Here is a 20288-nt window from a genome sequence, read left to right on the forward strand (position 1 = left end):
AGTCTTTTCCAGAAATTTTTGGAAAAGACTTTTTCATTTAAAAAATGCGGTAAACATATGGATTACTAGGTTGTTTGCTTTCTTTAACTTCCTGAATATGAAGGACAGGTAGGGTTTGTCTTAAATTTTTATCATATTCTGTCTGCAAACGCCCCTTTACCGTCAACCAGGTATTATCACTATATGTTGAAGCAGTTCCAGTAGTTAGCAAGCCATAGACACCGGAGTCTGCAATACAATGAATGATACCAAAACGGAAAAGAAATTGATAGTTATCATGACCTGGTTCATTATAAACAAAACCGGTATACTGAATGTCTCGTTGACTAAATTCTTCAGGGAAAAGATAAATCAATTCCATAACTTCCATATAGTTTTCGGTTGTAATCGTTAAGGGCTTATCTCCTTTAAATTTTTGGAGCTCTTTCTTCATCTCTCTTTGATAGGCAGATTTTGTAAAATAAAGACTCGTATCAGGCTTTAAATATTGAACAGCTGTACCATCGTCACTGATGCCGGACTTGCTTGAGCCTGCAGCAAGGGGAAAGTGATAACCTTTTGCAGACACAGTGGTAGAATCTAAACTGACTGTAGGTACTAAAAGGCCAACTAGGACAGGAAAAACAAGGATAAAGGGACTAGACATCTTTGCAAGCTTACCAGTCAAGTGACTGTGAACCTTGATGTTTTTCATCCAAGTATAGAGTTGAACAAGAGCTAGTAAGAAGGTTAGAACCATTGAAATATAGGCAAGATAAGCGTATTTGGTATTGATGTATTGATCTAACTTACCTGATAATTGAAGGTACATGGTTAATTCAAAATAAGCTGCTAAAACAAGAAAACGTATCATACAAGAACCCCCACTAGCAAGCAATAAATCATTATCATGAAACAGGAGAGGCTAATAAATTGAACAATAAATTTCCCTTTGAAAGCCTTAATCATCATCATTAGATTTTTGATATCAACCATTGGACCAATCAAGAGAAAGGCTAAGACAGGCGCCATTCCAAAAGTAGAGAGTAAGGAAGCACCAATAAAAGCGTCAGCTTCACTACATAAGGAAAGAATAAATGCTAGAAGCATCATCACTAGGATTGCTGTCAAGGGATTGTGACCAATGCTTGTTAAGATTTTTGTTGGGACATAGATTTGCATGGCTGAAGCAATAAGCGTTCCAAAAACAAGGTAACGGCCAGTATCGAAGAATTCATCAATAGCATGAACTAAGGCCAAATAGATTCTTTTGAGGAGGTTTTCGTGACGGTAGTCATGAAAATGACTGGGTTCAGCACTCTCTTTTAAGATATCGTCATCAACAAAGAAGGCTAACATAACCCCTAAGGCTAAAGCAACTAAAATAGCCCCAAGCAATCTAAGAATCAAAAAACGTAAGGAATTTCCAAAGGCAGAATAAGTTGCAAATAGAACAATTGGGTTAATAATGGGTGCAGTTGCTAAAAATGGCACTGCGGTATAGCTTGGAACTTTCTTTTCTAAAAAGCGATTAATAATTGGAATAATACCACATTCACAGGAAGGAAAAACAAAGCCAATTAAGGTTCCAAAAAGAATTCTTGGAAATTTAGCTTTTGGTAGGTATTTTTGAACTAAATCAGGTGTCACAAAAACTTCAATACATCCAGATAAAATAGTTCCAAGCAAGACAAAAGGGAGAGCCTCAATGATGATGGAAAGAAAAATAGCAAACCACTGAAGCATACTATCAGGTAATTGAGAAAAAAGATCTAACATAAAATTTCTCCCGGATGTGCACTACAATTGTCAATACAAATAAAGGCCCCCTTAATCATTTTTAGCATCCTTTTTATCAGCCTCTTTGCTAATTGTTTCTTCGGCATCTGTATTGAGAGGTTTGTCGAAATTTGGAATATTGGCAAAGCCAGACATTAATTTTTCTAACTCGTCGTTTCGTTTATGTGTAATTGCCATATCAAGACCTACTTTCTATATTATAAGCTCTATTATACTATCATTCGTCTATAAATGAAAAGAGAAACCAAAAAGTAAGCAATAAGTGGAAATACATTCGAATGATAGTATGGTAATGCCCTTTTTTTGTACAAGATTTTTGAATCAAAAAGGACTATACTGATAGGGAAAAAATAAAGTGAGGTAAAACGATGAAAGTAAAAGTGGATCATATTGGATTATGGGCTAAAGATATTGAAGCAATGAAAGCATTTTATTGTAACTATTTTGATGCGACTTCTACCAGTTTGTACCATAACCCCAAAACAGGATTTTATTCGTATTTTTTAACATTTGAATCAGGTGCTCGTTTGGAAATCATGCATAAAGAAACGATAAATGAAGCTGAAGGAGAACATTTCGGCTTTGCCCACCTAGCCTTTGCTTTAGGATCAAAAGAAGCTGTTGATGAATTTGCTTACTATATGGATAGTCAAGGATTTCCAATTCAAAATGGACCTAGAACAACAGGAGATGGGTACTATGAAGCAGTCATACATGATATTGAAGGCAATATCATTGAATTAACCATATAAAAGAATTGCAAGACTTTTAGTCTTGCTTTTTTACGTTCAACTCCTCCTTCTTCTAAAATAAATGTCAAAAAAGAGTTACAAAATAACAGAAAGAAAATAAAATTAGAAAACTTAATCAGTATGATATAATGGAACTGATAGGAGCGAAAAATGAAAAAACATATTTTATTAGTCGATGATGAAGAACATATCTTACGTCTATTAGATTATCATTTGAAAAAAGAAGGTTATGAGACAGATCTTGCTGAGGATGGTAGGACAGCGCTAAAACTAGCAGAATCTGAACATTATGATTTTATTTTATTAGACATTATGTTGCCACAATTAGATGGTATTGAAGTCTGTAAAAGAATCCGTTCCAAGGGAAACAAGACTCCAATTATGATGGTATCTGCTAAAGGGGAGGAGTTTGATAAAGTACTAGCACTTGAACTTGGTGCTGATGATTATATGACAAAACCTTTTAGTCCTAGAGAGTTAATTGCCAGATTAAAGGCTATTTTAAGACGAACTGAAAAAACTGAAGAAGAGGATACTACAGGTTTACCAGAAGAATATTGGACTATTAATCACTTGGTTATTTATCCTGAAAGGCATGAAGTTTATAAAAATCAAAAGTTACTAAATCTAACACCGAAAGAATTTGAACTCTTACTTTATCTAGTCAAACATCCTAATATGACTCTAACAAGAGAACGACTCTTAGAACGGATATGGGGTTATGATTTTGGACAAGAAACCCGTTTGGTAGATGTCCATATTGGTAAGTTGAGAGAAAAAATTGAGGATGATCCTAAAAAACCAGTGTTTATCAAAACGATTCGTGGATATGGTTATAAATTTAAGGAGCTAAAGGATGAAACAAAATCTTAGAAAAATCGAGATCTTGCTTTTTTTATCCTTGTTGAGTTTTGTGTTGGCTATTTTAGAAACCAAATGGGAACTTTTTTTTCATCTGATAAGTGCTCTATTATTAGCTTCAACCTTGTTTCCTTTACGACAATTAATGCTTTGGGAAAAGCAATTTCAACTTTTGGAAAAAGAGGAATATGCTAGTCCGGAAACCTTTATGCCTGATAGTCAGAAAGACTTAAGACAGATTTTTTCAAAACATGGTGCTTTAAAAAAAGAATTAGCAAAGCGAAAAGAAGAGAGTCAAAAGTTATCTAGTAATCTAGAAGCCTTAACTTCTCATTTAACCATGGGCATGTTCTTAGTTTCCGAAACAAAAGACATTCAGTTATATAGCAAATCATTACCCCATTATTTCCCAGATGCTGATAAACCTTTTCAAAAAATTGAAGATATTGGACGAACAGATGTCAAGGCTGTTGTTGCGCAAGCTTTTATTACAAAAAAAACCATCAAAAAAGAGCTTAAGGGCTATCATGATGGTGATTTGATTTTAGAGGTGACAGCAGTACCCATCTTTAACCAATATGGGACCGTTTTTCAAGTTCTTGTCTTACTCTATGATTTAACCACGATTAGAGATTATGAGAAACTCAATATGGATTTCATTTCCAATGCCTCTCATGAATTAAGAACCCCGGTAACTTCAATTAAGGGATTTGCTGAAACGATAAAGAATATGCCAGAAGAAGAGCAAACCTTAAAAGACGAGTTTTTAGATATCATTTACAATGAAAGTTTGCGTTTAGAGCATATTGTTGAACATATGTTGACACTTTCCAAAGTTAATAAAACCCAGCTTCAAAAAACGGAAATAGCTTTAAATGATTTTCTCTATTATATTGGTAATAGTATGAAACATCAATTGCATGAGAAACATTTACAGTTAAGCTTTGACTTAGCAGAAGATGTCACCATCAAATCTGATAAATATTTACTTTCGCAAATTTTACTTAATCTTATGTCCAATGCCATTCGCTACACAGATGAAGGTGGTAAGATTACCATTTCAACGGCATTTAAAGAGGGAAAAATCCAAATTACGGTGTCTGACACTGGGATAGGGATTAGTAAGTTAGAACAAGATCGTATATTTGAGCGCTTTTACCGTGTTAACAAAGGACGTAGCCGCCAAAGTGGTGGAACAGGATTAGGTTTATCGATTGTTAAAGAACTCAGTCAGGTTTTAGGAGGCCAGGTTTTCGTAAAAAGTCAGATTGGAAAAGGTAGTCATTTTACCTTAGAATTTCCTAAGTCCATAACGTCATAAATGTTAATATTTTAGTACCATTTAGATTTTAAAATGGTACTTTTTTTATACAAATATAAATCTTTACAAAAACTTTACAATAATCACTTATAAATCTTTACAAAGACTTGATAGACTATAACTGTAGCAAACCTACACAAGAAATTTATCAAATCAAAAAAAGGTGAAAATTATGAAAATGAATAAAATGCTAACTTTAGCAGTTCTTACTTTGTCAAGTTTTGGTCTTGCAGCTTGTGGAAATAACAATGCAGACTCTGGTTCAGGATCAAAATCAGGTGGTAAAATTGAAGTTATCACTCGTGAAGAAGGATCTGGTACTCGTGGAGCATTTACAGAAATCACTGGTATCTTGAAAAAAGATGGTGACAAAGAAGTTGATAATACTTCTAAATCTGCAGTCGTTCAAAACAGTACTGAAGGTGTTATCTCAGCAGTTTCTGGTAACAAAGATGCTGTAGGTTATGTGTCACTTGGTTCATTAAATGACAGCGTTAAAGCTATAAAAGTTGACGGTGTAGAAGCAACTTCAAAAACAGTTTCTGATGGTGAATACCCAATACAACGTCCATTCAACATCGTATACAATGATAGCCTTTCTGAATTAGGTAAAGATTTCATCAAATACATCCATTCAAAACAAGGTCAAGCAGTTGTTAAAGAAAATAAATTCGTAGAAGCTAAAGCTGAACAAGCTGAGTACACTTCACAAAAAATGTCTGGTAAACTTTCAGTAGTTGGTTCTACTTCAGTTTCACCTTTGATGGAAAAACTTGTTGAAGCCTACAAAAAAGAAAATCCAGATGTAACAATCGATATTACTTCAAATGGTTCATCAGCAGGTATCACAGCTGCTAAAGAAAAAACAGCTGATATTGGTATGGTTTCTCGCGAGTTAACTCCTGAAGAAGGAAAAGACTTAAAACATGATGCGATTGCACTTGACGGTATTGCAGTTGTTATTAATAAAGACAATTCAGCAGAAGAAGTTAAAATGCAAACAATCACTGATATCTTTACTGGCAAAGTAACAAGCTGGGATAAAGTTAAATAAGTCGATTAATTTGTAAGGGGGACAACGGTCTCCCTTACTTTTCATTGTTTTAGAAAGGAAAGCGTGTGAAAAAACAAGCTTTAAAAGAAGATATCTTTAGGATTATATTCTTCCTTAGTGCCGCAACAGCAATTATTGCCATTCTATTGATTTGTGTTTTTATCTTTATGAATGGTCTTCCATTCATTGGTAAATATGGAGTTAGTAATTTCCTTTTAGGACAAGATTGGTCACCATCAAATAAACCAGCAAGTTTTGGTATATTCCCAATGATCATGGGGTCCGTTTTAATTACTTTAGGTGCCATTATCATTGGTGTACCTACAGGTATTTTTACTTCTGTCTTTATGGTTTATTATTGTCCTAAACAAATCTACCATTTTTTGAAATCTGCCATTAACTTGATGGCAGCTATTCCATCAATTGTTTATGGATTTTTTGGTTTACAATTACTTGTACCGTGGATAAGGACATTTTCTGGAAATGGGATGAGCGTCTTAACAGCATCTATTTTGTTAGGAATCATGATTCTTCCAACGATTATCAGTTTGTCAGAATCAGCAATTCGAACAGTTCCAAGTAGTTACTACTCAGGAAGTTTGGCCTTGGGAGCAAGCCACGAACGTACTATTTTTAAAGTTATCGTTCCAGCTGCTAAATCAGGAATATTCTCTGCCATTATCTTAGGTGTAGGACGTGCCATCGGTGAAACAATGGCGGTTATCCTTGTTGCAGGAAATCAACCCTTATTACCAAGCGGACTCTTTGAAGGAACCAGAACGATGACAACAAATATTGTTTTGGAAATGGCTTATGCGTCTGGTCAACACCGTGAGGCATTAATTGCAACGTCAGCCGTTCTCTTCGTCTTTATCTTATTAATTAATGCTTGCTTTGCATATGTGAAAGGAAAATCCGTTCATGAGTAAATATATTTTGAAAGGCTTGGTTTATCTTTTTTCATTATTAACTTTTGGGTCACTTTTCCTGATCATTGGTTTTATTCTCGTTAAAGGTTTACCAAATATCACCCCACAACTTTTCCAATGGCACTACACATCAGAAAATGTTTCTTTAATGCCAGCTATTATCTCAACCGTGATTTTGGTTTTTGGTTCATTATTGTTAGCTCTCCCAATTGGTGTTTTCGCAGGCTTTTACTTGGTCGAATATGCTAAAAAAGGGTCTATCTGGGTTAAAATGATGCGTATTGCTTCAGATACCTTATCTGGGATTCCATCAATTGTATTTGGTTTATTTGGGATGTTATTCTTTGTTGTTTTCCTTGGTTTCCAATATTCATTACTATCAGGAATTTTAACTTCAGTTATTATGGTGCTACCTGTTATCATTCGTGCAACGGAAGAAGCCTTACTTGCAGTTAGTGATAGCATGCGTCAAGCAAGTTTTGGATTAGGTGCCGGAAAATTGAGAACAATTTTTAAAATTGTTCTTCCAGTAGCAATGCCTGGTATTTTGTCAGGTGTTATCCTAGCTATTGGCCGTATTGTTGGAGAAACTGCAGCACTCATGTATACTTTAGGAACTTCTACCAACATGCCAACAAGTCTAATGGCCTCTGGGCGTTCATTGGCACTTCATATGTATATGTTATCTAGTGAGGGTCTCCACGTCAAAGAAGCTTATGCAACTGGCGTTATCCTAATTATTACTGTATTGATTATCAATTCTATTTCTAGCTTATTATCTCGTCGTCTTGTGAAAGGAGCATCCTAAAATGGGAACTTTTTCCGTTAAAAACTTAGATTTATATTATGGGGACTTTAAAGCCCTTAAAAATGTTAATATTGAACTTCCTCAAGGGGAAATTACAGCTTTAATTGGTCCTTCAGGATGTGGGAAATCGACATTCTTAAAAACCTTAAATCGTATGAATGATCTAGTTCCTGGATGCCGTATCGAAGGTGAGATTCTATTAGATGGTGACAATATTTATGACAAAAATATGAACCTTAACTCCCTTCGCAAACGTGTTGGAATGGTTTTCCAACAACCTAATCCATTTGCAATGTCTATTTATGACAATGTAGCCTATGGCCCAAGAACTCACGGTATTAAAGATAAAGCGCAATTGGATGCTATTGTTGAAAAATCTTTAAAAGGCGCAGCTATTTGGGACGAAGTTAAAGATGACTTGAAAAAGAATGCTATGTCACTTTCAGGTGGACAACAACAACGTATTTGTATTGCAAGGGCTTTAGCAGTAGAACCAGATGTCCTTTTAATGGATGAGCCAACTTCAGCGTTAGATCCTATTTCAACCTTAAAAATTGAAGACTTGGTTCAAAAATTGAAAAAAGATTATACCATTATCATTGTGACACATAACATGCAACAAGCATCACGGATTTCAGACAAAACAGCATTTTTCTTAACAGGGGAAATTTGCGAGTTTGGCGATACCGTACAAATTTTCACCAACCCACTAGATAAACGGACAGAAGATTACATTTCTGGACGCTTCGGCTAAAGAAAGGACAAGCCATGAGAGATCAATTTGAATTAGAATTACAAGAGCTTGAGCAAAAGTTTTTAGAAATGGGCAGTGCCGTATTAGAATCAGCTTCTAAAGTACTACTAGCTTTAGCAGCCAAAGATACAGATATGGCAGAATTAATCATCAAAGAAGACAAATTAATTAACCAAGCACAGCTTGATATTGAATTAACATGTGCTAATCTTCTTGCTCTTCAACAACCACAGGTAACGGATTTAAGATTTGTACTGACAATCATGTCAGCTTGTTCTGACTTAGAGCGTATGGGTGACCATATGACAGGAATTGCCAAAGCCATTTTAAACTTAAAAGAAATTGATACCCTTGATGTCATTGAAGAGCATATTCATGATGCAGGACAAAAAGCTTTGAAAATGATGTCTGACTTATTACTGGTTTTCCCTAAACGAAATGCTGATAAAGCTATTGCTATCGCAAATCAAGATGAAGCCATTGATCAACTTTACTATAGTATTTCAAAAGAAATTTTGACAGTAATGAAAGAACAAGAAACATCAGTTCGAAATGGTGCACAATACCTATACATGATGGGGCACATTGAACGATTCGGTGACTATATCTCTAACATTTGTGAACGCATTGTTTACCTTGAAACTGGTGAACTAGTTGAATTGAATTAAGAACAAAATCGCTCAGAGATGAGCGTTTTTTTTATGGTATTTTGTGTATTTTTCACCACTCATCTTTAATAAAGAATGGGATAACTTGGGCTTTTTAAGCGACTTTTATGGTATAATATGAGTATTATGGAAAATACAACTATTGAAACAATTTCAAAGAATTTATCGATTTCTCAAAAACAAATCGAAGATGTTTTAAGCTTAACTGCTGAAGGGAACACGATTCCATTTATTGCTCGTTATCGTAAAGAAGTTACTGGAAATTTGGATGAAGTAACCATTAAAGCAATCATTGACCAAGAAAAGTCGCTCAACAATCTTAGAGAAAGACGAGAAACGATTCTTTCGAAGATAGAGGAGCAAGGAAAATTAACAGATAGTCTAAGATTGGCTATTGAATCAGCAGAAAAATTAGCCGATTTAGAAGAGCTTTACTTACCTTATAAAGAAAAAAGAAGAACAAAAGCAACTATTGCACGAGAAGCAGGGCTCTTTCCTTTAGCTCGACTTATCTTGCAAAATAAATCTAATCTAGTAAAGGAAGCTGAAGCATTTATTTCAGAAAGTTTCCCGACAGCTGAAAAAGCTTTGTCAGGAGCAGTAGATATACTGGTTGAAGCCATGTCAGAAGATGCCAAGTTGCGATCATGGACCTATAATGAAATTTGGAACTATTCTAATATTCTTTCTCAAGCCAAAGATTTAAGCTTAGATGATAAAAAGATTTTTCAAATCTATTATGACTTTTCGGATAAAGTTAATAAAATGCAAGGCTATCGTACGTTAGCGTTAAATAGAGGTGAAAAGTTAGGTGTTTTAAAAGTGTCATTTGACCATCATTTAGATAAAATGATGCGTTTTTATAGTGCACGATTTAAAGAAAAAAACGCCTATATCGAAGAAGTTGTTTCACAGACAGTCAAGAAAAAGATTGTTCCTGCAATGGAACGCCGTATTCGTTCTGAGTTAACGGAAGCAGCAGAAGATGGCGCCATTGCACTTTTCTCAGAAAACTTGAGAAATCTGTTATTGGTATCCCCTCTAAAAGGGAAAATGGTTTTAGGATTTGATCCTGCTTTCCGAACAGGAGCAAAATTAGCCGTTGTTGACCAAACCGGAAAATTGATGACAACTCATGTTATTTATCCGGTCCCACCAGCAAGTCAAACTAAGATCCAACTTGCCAAAAAAGAATTAGCAGAAATCATATCAAGTTATGATATTGAAATTATTGCCATTGGTAACGGTACGGCAAGTAGAGAAAGCGAAGCTTTTGTAGCAGACGTGTTAAAAGATTTTCCAAACACCTCCTATGTTATTGTCAACGAAAGCGGTGCTTCGGTCTATTCAGCATCTGAATTGGCAAGACATGAATTCCCAGAATTAACAGTTGAAAAACGATCAGCTATTTCAATTGCAAGACGACTCCAAGATCCTTTGGCTGAGCTGGTGAAAATAGATCCAAAGTCTATCGGTGTCGGACAATATCAACATGATGTGAGTCAAAAGAAATTATCTGAAAACCTTGATTTTGTTGTGGATACCGTTGTTAACCAAGTCGGTGTTAATATCAATACCGCTAGTGCCGTCTTACTAGAACATGTCTCAGGTCTTAATAAAACGATTTCTGAGAATATTGTGAAGTATAGGGAAGAAAATGGACGAATTCAAAGCCGAACAGAAATTAAAAAAGTCCCTCGTTTAGGAGAAAAAGCCTTTGAACAAGCGGCAGGTTTCTTAAGAATTCCAAATGGGAAGAATTTTTTAGATAATACAGGTGTTCACCCAGAATCTTATCCTGCAGTCAAAGAATTATTAAAACAACTAAACATTGAAGAATTGGATGATCGTGCGAAAGTTGTCTTGAAATCTGTTCAAATCCCACAAATGGCAAATCAAATTGGTCTAGGTGAGGAAACACTCAAAGATATTATCAAGGATTTGTTAAAACCAGGTAGAGACTTAAGGGATGATTTCCAAGCTCCTGTCCTACGTCAGGATATTTTAGATTTAAAAGATTTGGAAATTGGTCAAAAACTGGAAGGCACTGTTCGCAATGTTGTTGATTTCGGAGCTTTTGTTGATATCGGTGTACATGAAGATGGACTTATTCACATCTCAGAAATGAGTAAGACTTTTGTTAACCATCCAAGCCAGGTCCTTTCTGTGGGGGATTTGGTCACTGTTTGGGTCTCAAAAATCGATTTGGACAGACACAAAGTTAATTTGAGTTTATTAGCACCAAATGAATCTCACTGATTACGTCAATGAAGTTTCACTAGAAGACTTCGGTAAACCTTTTAAGCATCATGCTTATTGGAATAAGCGACTCAGAACAACTGGAGGACGCTTTTTTCCTAAAGATGGACATCTAGATTTTAACCCCAAAATGTTTCAAGAATTTGGCCAAGAGACCTTTCGACGAATCGTTAGACATGAGCTTTGTCACTATCATCTCTACTTTGAAGGCAAAGGTTATCAGCATAAGGATCTAGACTTTAAAAGGTTATTAAAAGAAGTGGATGGACTTCGCTATGCACCGAGAAGCACAAAAGAGCGGGGAAGCATTAACTATCGTTGCCAGAAATGTGGGCATTGCTATAAACGTCAACGGAGAATCAACCTACAAAAATATGTTTGTGGTTATTGCAGAGGACACTTAAAAGAAATAAATCAGTCGAAAGACTGATTTATTTTACTATGTATGGGTCTATAATAATGATATTGAATAAAAGAGGAGAGTACCATGGAAAGTAAGTTTTATAAACAAAGAAAAAACAGACTTTTAGCTGGTGTTGTTGCAGGTTTAGCAGATAAATATGGCTGGGATTTACCCCTAGCGCGTGTTTTCGCAGCCTTAGTCATTTATTTTTCAGGTTTTGGGGTTCTGATATATATCCTTTTAGCCATTTTTTTACCTTATAAAGAAGATTTAATCGCCAATAAAAATGGCAATGGGTCAAGACGTCGTAAAAATGCTGACGTCATTAATGACGACGAAGAAGATGGTTGGTTCTGGTGAGAGTATCACAAATTTCTTCTTTAATGGTAAACAGGACATTTAAAGAAGTGCTTTTAATACAAATGACTAGAATCCTTATTACTTGCAATAAGGATTCTTCTTTCTTTAGCTAGAAAAGCTTTATTTTAGATGTCTTTCTAACAGTTTACTTTGGATTATGTGTTATAATATGAAAAAGGAGAAAATATGACTGTTACGGTAAAAAAGCTCATTGAACGATTAAAATTAGAGATTATTTATGCTAACGATCAATTGTTAGAAAAAGAAATTACAACATCAGACATCTCTCGTCCCGGACTTGAAATGACAGGTTATTTTGATTATTATTCCCCAGAACGGATTCAGTTATTCGGTATGAAAGAATGGTCATACATGACCAAAATGACTGCTCATAACCGTTATTCTGTTTTAAGAGAAATGTTTAAAAAAGACACACCAGCTGTCATTGTTTCCAGAGATTTACCTATTCCAGAAGAAATGGTAAAAGCTGCTGAAGAAGAAGGCATTGCACTCTTAAGAAGTAAAATTTCCACAAGTCGACTTTCTGGAAGTATTTCCTATTATTTGGATGCTTTACTTGCTGAACGAACGAGTGTACATGGTGTCTTAATGGATATTTATGGCATGGGAGTTCTCATTCAAGGGGACTCCGGTATTGGTAAAAGTGAAACAGGTTTAGAACTTGTGAAACGTGGGCATCGCTTAGTAGCAGACGATCGCGTGGATGTCTATGCCAAAGATGAGGAAACGCTTTGGGGTGAACCGGCAGAAATATTACGGCATCTCCTTGAAATACGTGGAGTCGGCATTATAGATGTCATGTCTCTATACGGAGCAAGTGCCGTAAAAGATTCTTCTCAAGTCCAACTGGCAATCTACTTAGAAAATTTTGAAGCTGGAAAAGTCTTTGACCGTCTCGGAAATGGACATGAAGAAGTAGAATTTGCAGGAGTTAAAGTTCCTCGCATTCGTATCCCAGTTAAAACAGGACGAAATGTTTCAGTTGTTATTGAAGCAGCAGCAATGAATCATCGTGCTAAACAAATGGGGTTCGATGCTACTAAAACCTTTGAAGAACGCCTCACCAACCTCATAAGTAGAAATGAGGAGATGAAATGATAGATCCTGTTGCCATTCAGATTGGACCATTTGCTATCCATTGGTATGCCTTATGTATCATGACCGGCCTCGTTTTGGCAGTCTATCTTTCAAGTAAAGAAGCGCCACGAAAAAAAATGACAAGTGATGATGTCATTGATTTTATTATTATTGCTTTCCCAATTGCTATTGTTGGAGCGCGCCTTTACTATGTCATTTTTGAATGGTCCTACTATTCCAAACATTTAAATGAATTATTAGCCATTTGGAATGGAGGCATAGCGATTTATGGTGGTTTAATAACTGGTGCAATTGTCTTATTCATTTATTGTTATTATAAGGTTTTGAACCCCATTCGTTTTCTAGATATTATTGCTCCAGGTCTTATGCTAGCCCAAGCAATTGGAAGATGGGGGAATTTTATTAATCAGGAAGCTTATGGCCGAGTTGTTAAAGCATTGCCTTATTTACCAAGTTTTATTCAAAAACAAATGTTTATTGATGGTCATTATCGTATGCCAACCTTTTTATTCGAATCTGTCTGGAATATCATTGGTTTTACTATCATTTGTTATCTTAGACGTCAGAAGAAACTTTTATTAGAAGGTGAGGTATTGGCATTTTATCTCATATGGTATGGTATTGGTCGATTTGTCATTGAAGGGATGCGAACAGATAGTCTGATCTTTATTGGACTTAGAGTTTCACAAATCGTTTCAATTGTCTTAATTATCTTAGGTATTGTATTCGTCATTCTAAGACGACGCCAAAAGGGAATCCCTTATTATCAAGAATAAGGAAAAGGAGAAATTTATGGATTTAGTCGGAATCTCACTTATTATTATTGCATTAGCCTTTGTGGCACTGGTTATCTTTTTGATTATCGTTTTGAAAAAAGTATCAGAAACTATTGATGAAACGAAGAAAACGATCTCTATTTTAACAAGTGATGTCAATGTCACCTTATATCAAACGAATGAGATTTTAGCTAAAGCCAATGTATTAGTCGAAGATGTTAATGGCAAAGTCTCAACGATAGATCCCTTATTTGTTGCTATTGCAGACTTATCTGAAAGTGTCTCTGATTTAAATGTACATGCTCGAGATTTGGGACAAAAAGCTCGCAATGCTTCAAGTAATGTATCTTCAGTTAGTAAAGCAGCAATTGTAGGTAAAGTTGCTTCCAAAATTTTTAATAAAAAAGGAGAAAAATAATGGGTAAATTATTGAAGTCATTAGTAATTGGTACGGCAACCGGCTTAGCAACAGCCTATTTCTTAAGTAGTGAAAAAGGTAAAGAAATCAAAGCAAGAGCTGAAAAAGCCTTCGAAGCTTATAAAGAAAATCCTGAAGAATATCATCAAATGGCAAAAGATAAAGGTCAGGAGTATAGCCATCTTGCTAAAGAAACATTCTATGATTATAAGCAAAAATTTGAAAATGGTGATATAACGCCTGAGCAAGTTTTTGAAACGGTCAAAGAAAAAACAAACCAATTTGTGAAACAAGCTAGTCAAACATTTGCCGATAAATCTGAAAATACTTCTGAAACGGAAGTTAACCTATCAGAAGAGGATATTATCTTCGACTATACAGATCCAAAAGAAGATGTTCCAATTATCAGCCAATCAGAATTGACAAGTACAGAGGAAAACTTGTCGTCGGAAATAAGCTCCAAATCAGAAGAAGTAAAATCAGAAACGAATGATTTAGACAATCATTTTTAAACATAAAAAAATACTGGAAATCTTTCCAGTATTTTTATGATAAGAATGAATGAACTGATTTAGAAATGAGTATTGTAATACCAAAACTCATCAGACTTGAAAATAGAAAGGCCCAAACAGGTGCAAAATTAATTGCGAGAAGGACGAATGCAAAGAAAACACTGACTAAACTAAAAATAGCAACACGAGCAAAGAAAAATAATTCTTGTAGTTTAGTACTCTCAAAATTGATTTCTTGAAAATCTTGGTATTTAGGTTCTTGTTCAAGATAACTATTGTTTTCTTCAAACTCATAGTTTTTCTTCAATTGAGCTGGCATAGTCCTCTCCTTTCTATTGGGATACTAAATCATTCTAACATAAAAAAAAACTTTTGTCATCCTATTTTAAAAAAAGTGAAAAAATAAGCACAATTTCTCATTTTTTACAAGAAATGTGCTCCTAATATCCTGAAAATTTGATATAATATTGCAGATATGAATAAAATTATTATAACCGCAACAGCTGAAAGCATTGAACAAGTTAAAAAGCTTTTAGCTATTGGCGTTGATCGCATTTACGTTGGGGAAGCAAACTATGGTTTGCGTTTACCTCATAACTTTTCAACTGATGAGTTGAAAGAAATCGCTCATTTAGTCCACGAAGCTGGAAAAGAGTTAACAGTTGCTTGTAATGCCCTGATGCATCAAGATATGATGGATAATATCAAGCCTTTCTTAGAATTAATGAAGGAAATTCAAGTTGATTATCTTGTTGTAGGGGATGCGGGTCTTTTTTATGTCAATAAAAGGGATGGCTATAACTTTAAACTCATTTATGATACTTCTGTTTTCGTAACATCAAGTAGACAAGTTAATTTTTGGGGGAAGCATGGTGCAGTTGAGACAGTATTAGCAAGAGAAATTCCATCTGCTGAATTATTTACTTTAGCTGAAAATTTAGAATTTCCAGCAGAAGTACTTGTTTACGGGGCATCAGTCATTCATCACTCTAAACGTCCACTTTTAGAAAATTATTACCATTTTACCCACATAGATGATGAAGTTACCCGTGAGAGAGGACTTTTCTTAGCGGAACCAGGTGATTCTGAAAGTCATTATTCCATCTATCAAGATAATCATGGAACACATATTTTCATGAATAATGATATTGATATGATGACCAAGTTAGATCAACTGTATGACCATGGTTTATGCCATTGGAAGCTAGATGGTATCTATTGTCCAGGTGATGACTTCGTCGCCATCTGTCAATTATTTATGAAAGCTAAAGAAAGTCTTCTGTCAGATCAATGGTCAAGTCAATTAGCTGATGATCTGAATCAAAAAGTCAAAGCCTTACATCCAAAAGGCAGAGGGTTAGATACTGGTTTTTACGAATTTGATCCGGATACTGTAAAATAGAAGTTTAGACTGTTTGGTAGAAAAAGTTTTGCTATTTCAAGAGCTACCGACACTAATCATGAAATCCACTATCACTTTTTATCACACTATCTTGAAAATAGAAAGAATAAAAAATGTCACAATTAAAAAAACGACCTGAGGTTTTATCACCTGCAGGAACCCTTGAAAAACTAAAAGTTGCTATTGATTACGGTGCTGATGCTGTCTTTGTTGGTGGTCAGGCCTATGGCTTAAGAAGCAGAGCAGGTAACTTCTCAATGGAAGAGTTACAAGAAGGCATTGATTATGCCCATGCTAGAAATGCAAAGGTCTATGTTGCTGCAAATATGGTTACCCACGAAGGAAATGAACTGGGAGCTGGCGAATGGTTCAGACAATTGCGTGATATGGGCTTGGATGCTGTCATTGTTTCTGACCCGGCATTGATTGTTATTTGTTCAACCGAAGCACCTGGTTTAGAGATTCATCTATCTACCCAAGCATCTTCTACTAATTACGAAACCTTTGAATTTTGGAAAGAAATGGGCTTAACACGTGTCGTATTAGCTCGTGAAGTTAATATGGCTGAGTTGGCTGAAATTCGAAAACGGACTCAAGTGGAAATTGAGGCTTTTGTCCATGGTGCCATGTGTATCTCTTATTCTGGTCGATGTGTCTTATCTAATCATATGAGTCACCGGGATGCCAATCGTGGGGGCTGTTCACAATCTTGCCGTTGGAAATATGACCTTTATGATATGCCTTTTGGAAGCGAGCGAAAATCCTTACAGGGTGAAATCCCTGAGGAGTATTCGATGTCATCAGTTGATATGTGTATGATTGAACATATTCCAGACTTAATCGAAAACGGAGTGGATAGTTTAAAAATTGAAGGCCGTATGAAATCAATTCACTATGTTTCGACGGTTACCAACTGCTATAAAGCAGCTGTAGATGCCTATATGGAAAGTCCAGAGAAGTTTTATGCCATCAAAGATGATTTAATTGATGAACTTTGGAAAGTTGCACAAAGAGAACTAGCTACTGGTTTTTATTACGGAACACCAACTGAAAATGAACAACTCTTTGGTGCTCGTCGTAAAATTCCACAATATAAATTTGTTGGCGAAGTTGTTGATTTTGATTCCTCAACGATGATTGCTACTGTGAGACAGCGTAATGTTATTCATGAAGGTGATCACATTGAATTCTATGGCCCAGGTTTCCGTCATTTTGAAACCATTGTGCAAGATTTACATGATGAAAATGGCAACAAGATTGACCGTGCACCAAACCCGATGGCACTTTTAACCATTAAATTACCAAATTCTGTTAAAGCAGGCGATATGATACGTGCCCGAAAAGAAGGTCTAGTTAATTTATACCAAAAGGACGGTAAAAGTCGTACTGTGAGAGCCAAAGCTTAATGGAAAAGCTCTAGATTTGTCGTGATTACTGAAGGTTTGAGGAAAGATCATACCTTAGGGAGTCATTTCAAATGCTAGAGCTTTTTTATGGGATTTTATCTTTTGATAGGCAAAAGACTAATTTTTTGAATATCTTTTAGCTCGATAACTGTTGATAAATTTTTTGATTGATTATTTAAAATAAGTCTTCTTTTCTCTTTATCATAATGGACAATCTGTCCTGTGAAACTTTCAGAATTGGAGATAATATGTACTGGGGTTTGCTCTAATGTTGCTTTTGAAATAGTAGCTATCATTTGATTAGAGTATAAGGAAATCGACTTTTTTTCAGTAGGAGAGTTTTCAATAAAATTCACTAAATGGATTTTAAAGTAATGTAACAGTGATTTCATGGCGCTATTCCTCAAAAATTGATAAAATGGTTTTATAGTATTTTACCTTAATCGTAAAAAAATGCAAAGAAAAATCATTTTTTCGAATAAAGAGATAAGGAGGATTATATGGCAGAATTTTCTTTTAAAATAGAAGAACATCTACTGACACTATCAGAGAGTGAAAAGGGATGGACCAAAGAGCTTAACCGCGTCTCATTTAATGGAGCAGAAGCGAAATGGGACATTCGCACTTGGAGCCCTGACCACACAAAAATGGGTAAAGGTATTACATTAACGAATGAAGAATTTGATAAAATTGTAAAAGCTTTTAAAAATTAGGGAAAAAGCTACTGGTAAGAAAACTTATCAGTAGTTTTTTATACTTTATTATACAAATAAAAATACAAGGTAAAAAATATTCTAAATAGTTTGACAATTTAAAAATCAAGTGATATGATTGATAGCATAACCTTATCCAAGAGGGTTTATAAAATTTTAGGAGAAGTCGTTATGAAGAATTTGAAAAAATATTCTAGTTTAGGATTGTTGGTTATAAGTGCTACAACTTTGGTAGCCTGTGGAACAAAAAGTGCTTCTGGTAATAGTGAATCGAGTGATGTTATTAACTGGTATACACCAACAGAAATCATTACCTTAGATGTTTCTAAAAATACGGACCGTTATTCAGCTATGGCTATTGGAAATTCTGGTAGTAATTTACTTCGCGTTGGCAAAAATGGTAAATTACAACCTGATCTTGCAACAAAAGTCGATATTTCAAAAGATGGCAAGACTTATACTGCAACACTCCGTGACGGACTAAAATGGTCAGATGGTAGTGATTTAACTGCTGATGATTTTGTTTACACATGGCAACGTATGGTGGATCCTAAAACAGCATCAGAATACGCCTATCTTACAACAGATGCTCATCTCTTAAATGCCGATAAGATTATTTCTGGACAAGAAACAGATTTGTCAAAACTTGGAGTAAAAGCTGAAGGGAATAAAGTTATTTTTACTTTAGAAACCCCTGCTCCACAATTTGAAAGCCTCCTTTCATTCTCTAATTTTGTTCCACAGAAGAAATCATTTGTTGAAAAAGAAGGTAAAAATTATGGAACAAACTCTGAAAAACTTCTTTATTCTGGACCCTATAAAGTTTCAAATTGGAATGGAACTAGCGGTAGTTTCAAACTTGTCAAAAATAAATACTACTGGGATGCTAAGAATGTAAAAACAAAAACTGTTAAGGTACAAGCTGTCAAAAAACCTGATACAGCGGTACAAATGTATAAACAAGGACAGCTTGACTTTGCTAATATCTCTGCTACATCAGCTATTTATAACGCCAATAAAAATAACAAAGATAATGTTAAGATTGCAGAAGCTCGAGCTGACTACCTTGTTTATAATGAAACAGGTAATGTAAAGGCATTAAGTAACCTTAAAATTCGTCAAGCCCTTAACCTAGCAACTGATCGGGAAGCTTTAGTCAAAGCAGCAGTTGATACAGGTTCTAAAGCAGCAAAAACCTTGGTACCATATGGTCTTTCAACTTTATCAGATGGAACAGATTTAGCTGAACATACAGCTCAACCTTATACTTACGACAAAGAAAAAGCGGCTAAGCTTTTTAAAGAAGGCCTTGCTGAACTTGGTACAGATAAATTAACGTTAACCCTCTTGGCTGACTCTGATAATCCAGCTAAAAAAGCAGCAGTTGACTACTTAAAAGAAGCATGGGAGAAAAACTTGCCAGGTTTCACTCTAGAAGAAAAATTTGTAACCTTTAAACAACGTTTAAAAGATACATCAGAACAAAATTTTGATATTGCCTTTGTAAGTTGGGGTGGAGATTATCCAGAAGGATCCACATTCTATGGATTGTTCACATCAACATCAGACTATAACTATGGAAAAATTAACAGTCCAGAATATGATGCAGCTTATCAAAAAGCTTTAACAACAGATGCACTTGATAAAGATGCAGCAGCTGATGATTATAAAGATGCTGAAAAAGCTTTATATGAAGGTGCTCACTATAGCCCACTTTATAATCTATCCAATGAAGGACTCCAAAATCCTAAAATCAAAGGCTTGGTTCGTAATTCGACAGGACTTGATGTAGACTTCACGCATGCTTACAAAACAAAATAAGCCAAAAAATAACTCCTAAGGGAGTTATTTTTTATTTTTATAATGGTCTGCTAAACCAATCAAAGCTAAAGCACACCCTAAAAAGATAAAAATGAATTTATGACTAAATAGGCCATATAGAATAAAAATAGCGGCTGATAGATAACTAATGTGTTCCTTTTTCATAGCTTGCT

The 20288-nt window shown here is 35.1% G+C and carries 25 protein-coding genes; 19 read left to right on the plus strand and 6 right to left on the minus strand.

What is annotated here, in order from left to right; all coding sequences use genetic code 11:
* Nucleotides 1–37: 37 nt before the first annotated feature.
* From DQM95_RS03340 to DQM95_RS10055, 3 genes are read right to left on the minus strand one after another with little or no spacing between them, the layout of a single operon-like run.
* A complete protein-coding gene (locus tag DQM95_RS03340) occupies nt 38–853 on the minus strand; it encodes a TIGR03943 family putative permease subunit (RefSeq protein WP_037592353.1) in 816 nt (271 codons plus the stop codon).
* Complete coding sequence (locus tag DQM95_RS03345; RefSeq protein ID WP_037592352.1) at nt 850–1758, minus strand: permease; 909 nt, start codon at nt 1756–1758, stop codon at nt 850–852. Before DQM95_RS03345 ends, DQM95_RS03340 begins: the two co-directional genes overlap by 4 nt.
* Before the next feature lie 51 nt (nt 1759–1809).
* Entirely contained in the window at nt 1810–1956 is a 147-nt protein-coding gene (locus DQM95_RS10055; RefSeq protein ID WP_012658090.1) for an SPJ_0845 family protein, read from the minus strand.
* A 191-nt stretch (nt 1957–2147) separates the two neighbouring features.
* On the opposite strand from DQM95_RS10055, the gene DQM95_RS03350 reads away from it, so the two are divergent.
* The 15 genes from DQM95_RS03350 (at nt 2148) to DQM95_RS03420 (ending at nt 14773) form a co-directional block, all read left to right on the plus strand.
* On the plus strand, nt 2148–2531 hold the full coding sequence (locus DQM95_RS03350) for a VOC family protein (RefSeq protein ID WP_012658091.1): 384 nt from the start codon (nt 2148–2150) through the stop codon (nt 2529–2531).
* Between the two features lie 150 nt (nt 2532–2681).
* Nucleotides 2682–3404, plus strand: a complete 723-nt coding sequence (locus tag DQM95_RS03355) for a response regulator transcription factor (protein ID WP_012658092.1) — start codon at nt 2682–2684, stop codon at nt 3402–3404.
* Entirely contained in the window at nt 3388–4713 is a 1326-nt protein-coding gene (gene pnpS / locus DQM95_RS03360) for a two-component system histidine kinase PnpS (RefSeq protein WP_037592351.1), read from the plus strand. Before DQM95_RS03355 ends, pnpS begins: the two co-directional genes overlap by 17 nt.
* Nucleotides 4714–4885: 172 nt before the next feature.
* The gene (locus tag DQM95_RS03365; protein ID WP_012658094.1) at nt 4886–5767 is read left to right on the plus strand and encodes a substrate-binding domain-containing protein; all 882 of its coding nucleotides are present in this window, start codon (nt 4886–4888) and stop codon (nt 5765–5767) included.
* Nucleotides 5768–5832: 65 nt separating this feature from the next.
* The gene (gene pstC / locus DQM95_RS03370) at nt 5833–6696 is read left to right on the plus strand and encodes a phosphate ABC transporter permease subunit PstC (RefSeq protein ID WP_012658095.1); all 864 of its coding nucleotides are present in this window, start codon (nt 5833–5835) and stop codon (nt 6694–6696) included.
* Nucleotides 6689–7504, plus strand: coding sequence for a phosphate ABC transporter permease PstA (gene pstA / locus DQM95_RS03375; RefSeq protein WP_012658096.1), 816 nt, complete (start codon nt 6689–6691; stop codon nt 7502–7504). Before pstC ends, pstA begins: the two co-directional genes overlap by 8 nt.
* 1 nt (nt 7505) lies before the next feature.
* Complete coding sequence (pstB, locus tag DQM95_RS03380) at nt 7506–8258, plus strand: phosphate ABC transporter ATP-binding protein PstB (protein ID WP_037592350.1); 753 nt, start codon at nt 7506–7508, stop codon at nt 8256–8258.
* Between the two features lie 14 nt (nt 8259–8272).
* Nucleotides 8273–8926 (plus strand): phosphate signaling complex protein PhoU, encoded by a 654-nt coding sequence (phoU, locus tag DQM95_RS03385; protein WP_012658098.1) that lies wholly within the window; start codon nt 8273–8275, stop codon nt 8924–8926.
* 126 nt (nt 8927–9052) lie between these two features.
* Nucleotides 9053–11185, plus strand: a complete 2133-nt coding sequence (locus DQM95_RS03390; protein WP_037592349.1) for a Tex family protein — start codon at nt 9053–9055, stop codon at nt 11183–11185.
* Nucleotides 11172–11615 (plus strand): SprT family protein, encoded by a 444-nt coding sequence (locus DQM95_RS03395; RefSeq protein ID WP_037592348.1) that lies wholly within the window; start codon nt 11172–11174, stop codon nt 11613–11615. Before DQM95_RS03390 ends, DQM95_RS03395 begins: the two co-directional genes overlap by 14 nt.
* Nucleotides 11616–11672: 57 nt before the next feature.
* On the plus strand, nt 11673–11948 hold the full coding sequence (locus DQM95_RS03400) for a PspC domain-containing protein (RefSeq protein ID WP_037592347.1): 276 nt from the start codon (nt 11673–11675) through the stop codon (nt 11946–11948).
* Nucleotides 11949–12134: 186 nt separating this feature from the next.
* Entirely contained in the window at nt 12135–13067 is a 933-nt protein-coding gene (hprK, locus tag DQM95_RS03405; protein WP_012658102.1) for an HPr(Ser) kinase/phosphatase, read from the plus strand.
* On the plus strand, nt 13064–13843 hold the full coding sequence (gene lgt / locus DQM95_RS03410) for a prolipoprotein diacylglyceryl transferase (RefSeq protein WP_037592346.1): 780 nt from the start codon (nt 13064–13066) through the stop codon (nt 13841–13843). Before hprK ends, lgt begins: the two co-directional genes overlap by 4 nt.
* A gap of 16 nt (nt 13844–13859) precedes the next feature.
* Nucleotides 13860–14261: a DUF948 domain-containing protein gene (locus DQM95_RS03415; protein ID WP_012658104.1), complete on the plus strand. Its 402-nt coding sequence runs from the start codon at nt 13860–13862 to the stop codon at nt 14259–14261.
* Nucleotides 14261–14773, plus strand: a complete 513-nt coding sequence (locus tag DQM95_RS03420; protein WP_012658105.1) for a YtxH domain-containing protein — start codon at nt 14261–14263, stop codon at nt 14771–14773. The genes DQM95_RS03415 and DQM95_RS03420 overlap by 1 nt, the downstream gene beginning before the upstream one ends.
* A 34-nt stretch (nt 14774–14807) precedes the next feature.
* Here the strand turns inward: DQM95_RS03420 and DQM95_RS03425 are convergent, their stop codons facing one another.
* Nucleotides 14808–15092 carry a DUF3270 domain-containing protein gene (locus DQM95_RS03425; RefSeq protein ID WP_012658106.1) on the minus strand — a complete coding sequence of 95 codons (285 nt, stop codon included), beginning with the start codon at nt 15090–15092 and terminating at the stop codon, nt 14808–14810.
* Between the two features lie 156 nt (nt 15093–15248).
* On the opposite strand from DQM95_RS03425, the gene DQM95_RS03430 reads away from it, so the two are divergent.
* Nucleotides 15249–16175, plus strand: a complete 927-nt coding sequence (locus tag DQM95_RS03430; protein WP_012658107.1) for a peptidase U32 family protein — start codon at nt 15249–15251, stop codon at nt 16173–16175.
* Nucleotides 16176–16288: 113 nt separating this feature from the next.
* The gene (locus DQM95_RS03435; RefSeq protein WP_012658108.1) at nt 16289–17581 is read left to right on the plus strand and encodes a peptidase U32 family protein; all 1293 of its coding nucleotides are present in this window, start codon (nt 16289–16291) and stop codon (nt 17579–17581) included.
* Nucleotides 17582–17676: 95 nt separating this feature from the next.
* Here the strand turns inward: DQM95_RS03435 and DQM95_RS03440 are convergent, their stop codons facing one another.
* The gene (locus DQM95_RS03440) at nt 17677–17973 is read right to left on the minus strand and encodes a hypothetical protein (RefSeq protein WP_012658109.1); all 297 of its coding nucleotides are present in this window, start codon (nt 17971–17973) and stop codon (nt 17677–17679) included.
* Between the two features lie 108 nt (nt 17974–18081).
* Here DQM95_RS03440 and DQM95_RS03445 point away from each other — a divergent pair, with 108 nt between their 5' ends.
* Both DQM95_RS03445 and DQM95_RS03450 read left to right on the plus strand, forming a co-directional pair.
* Nucleotides 18082–18294, plus strand: coding sequence for a YdbC family protein (locus DQM95_RS03445; protein WP_012658110.1), 213 nt, complete (start codon nt 18082–18084; stop codon nt 18292–18294).
* Nucleotides 18295–18465: 171 nt separating this feature from the next.
* Complete coding sequence (locus DQM95_RS03450) at nt 18466–20115, plus strand: peptide ABC transporter substrate-binding protein (protein WP_012658111.1); 1650 nt, start codon at nt 18466–18468, stop codon at nt 20113–20115.
* 24 nt (nt 20116–20139) lie between these two features.
* Here DQM95_RS03450 and DQM95_RS10060 read toward each other — a convergent pair whose 3' ends face one another.
* Entirely contained in the window at nt 20140–20280 is a 141-nt protein-coding gene (locus DQM95_RS10060; RefSeq protein ID WP_046389200.1) for a hypothetical protein, read from the minus strand.
* Between the last annotated feature and the right edge of the window lie 8 nt (nt 20281–20288).

This window comes from Streptococcus uberis (assembly GCF_900475595.1).
GTDB classification, from domain to species: Bacteria; Bacillota; Bacilli; order Lactobacillales; family Streptococcaceae; genus Streptococcus; species Streptococcus uberis.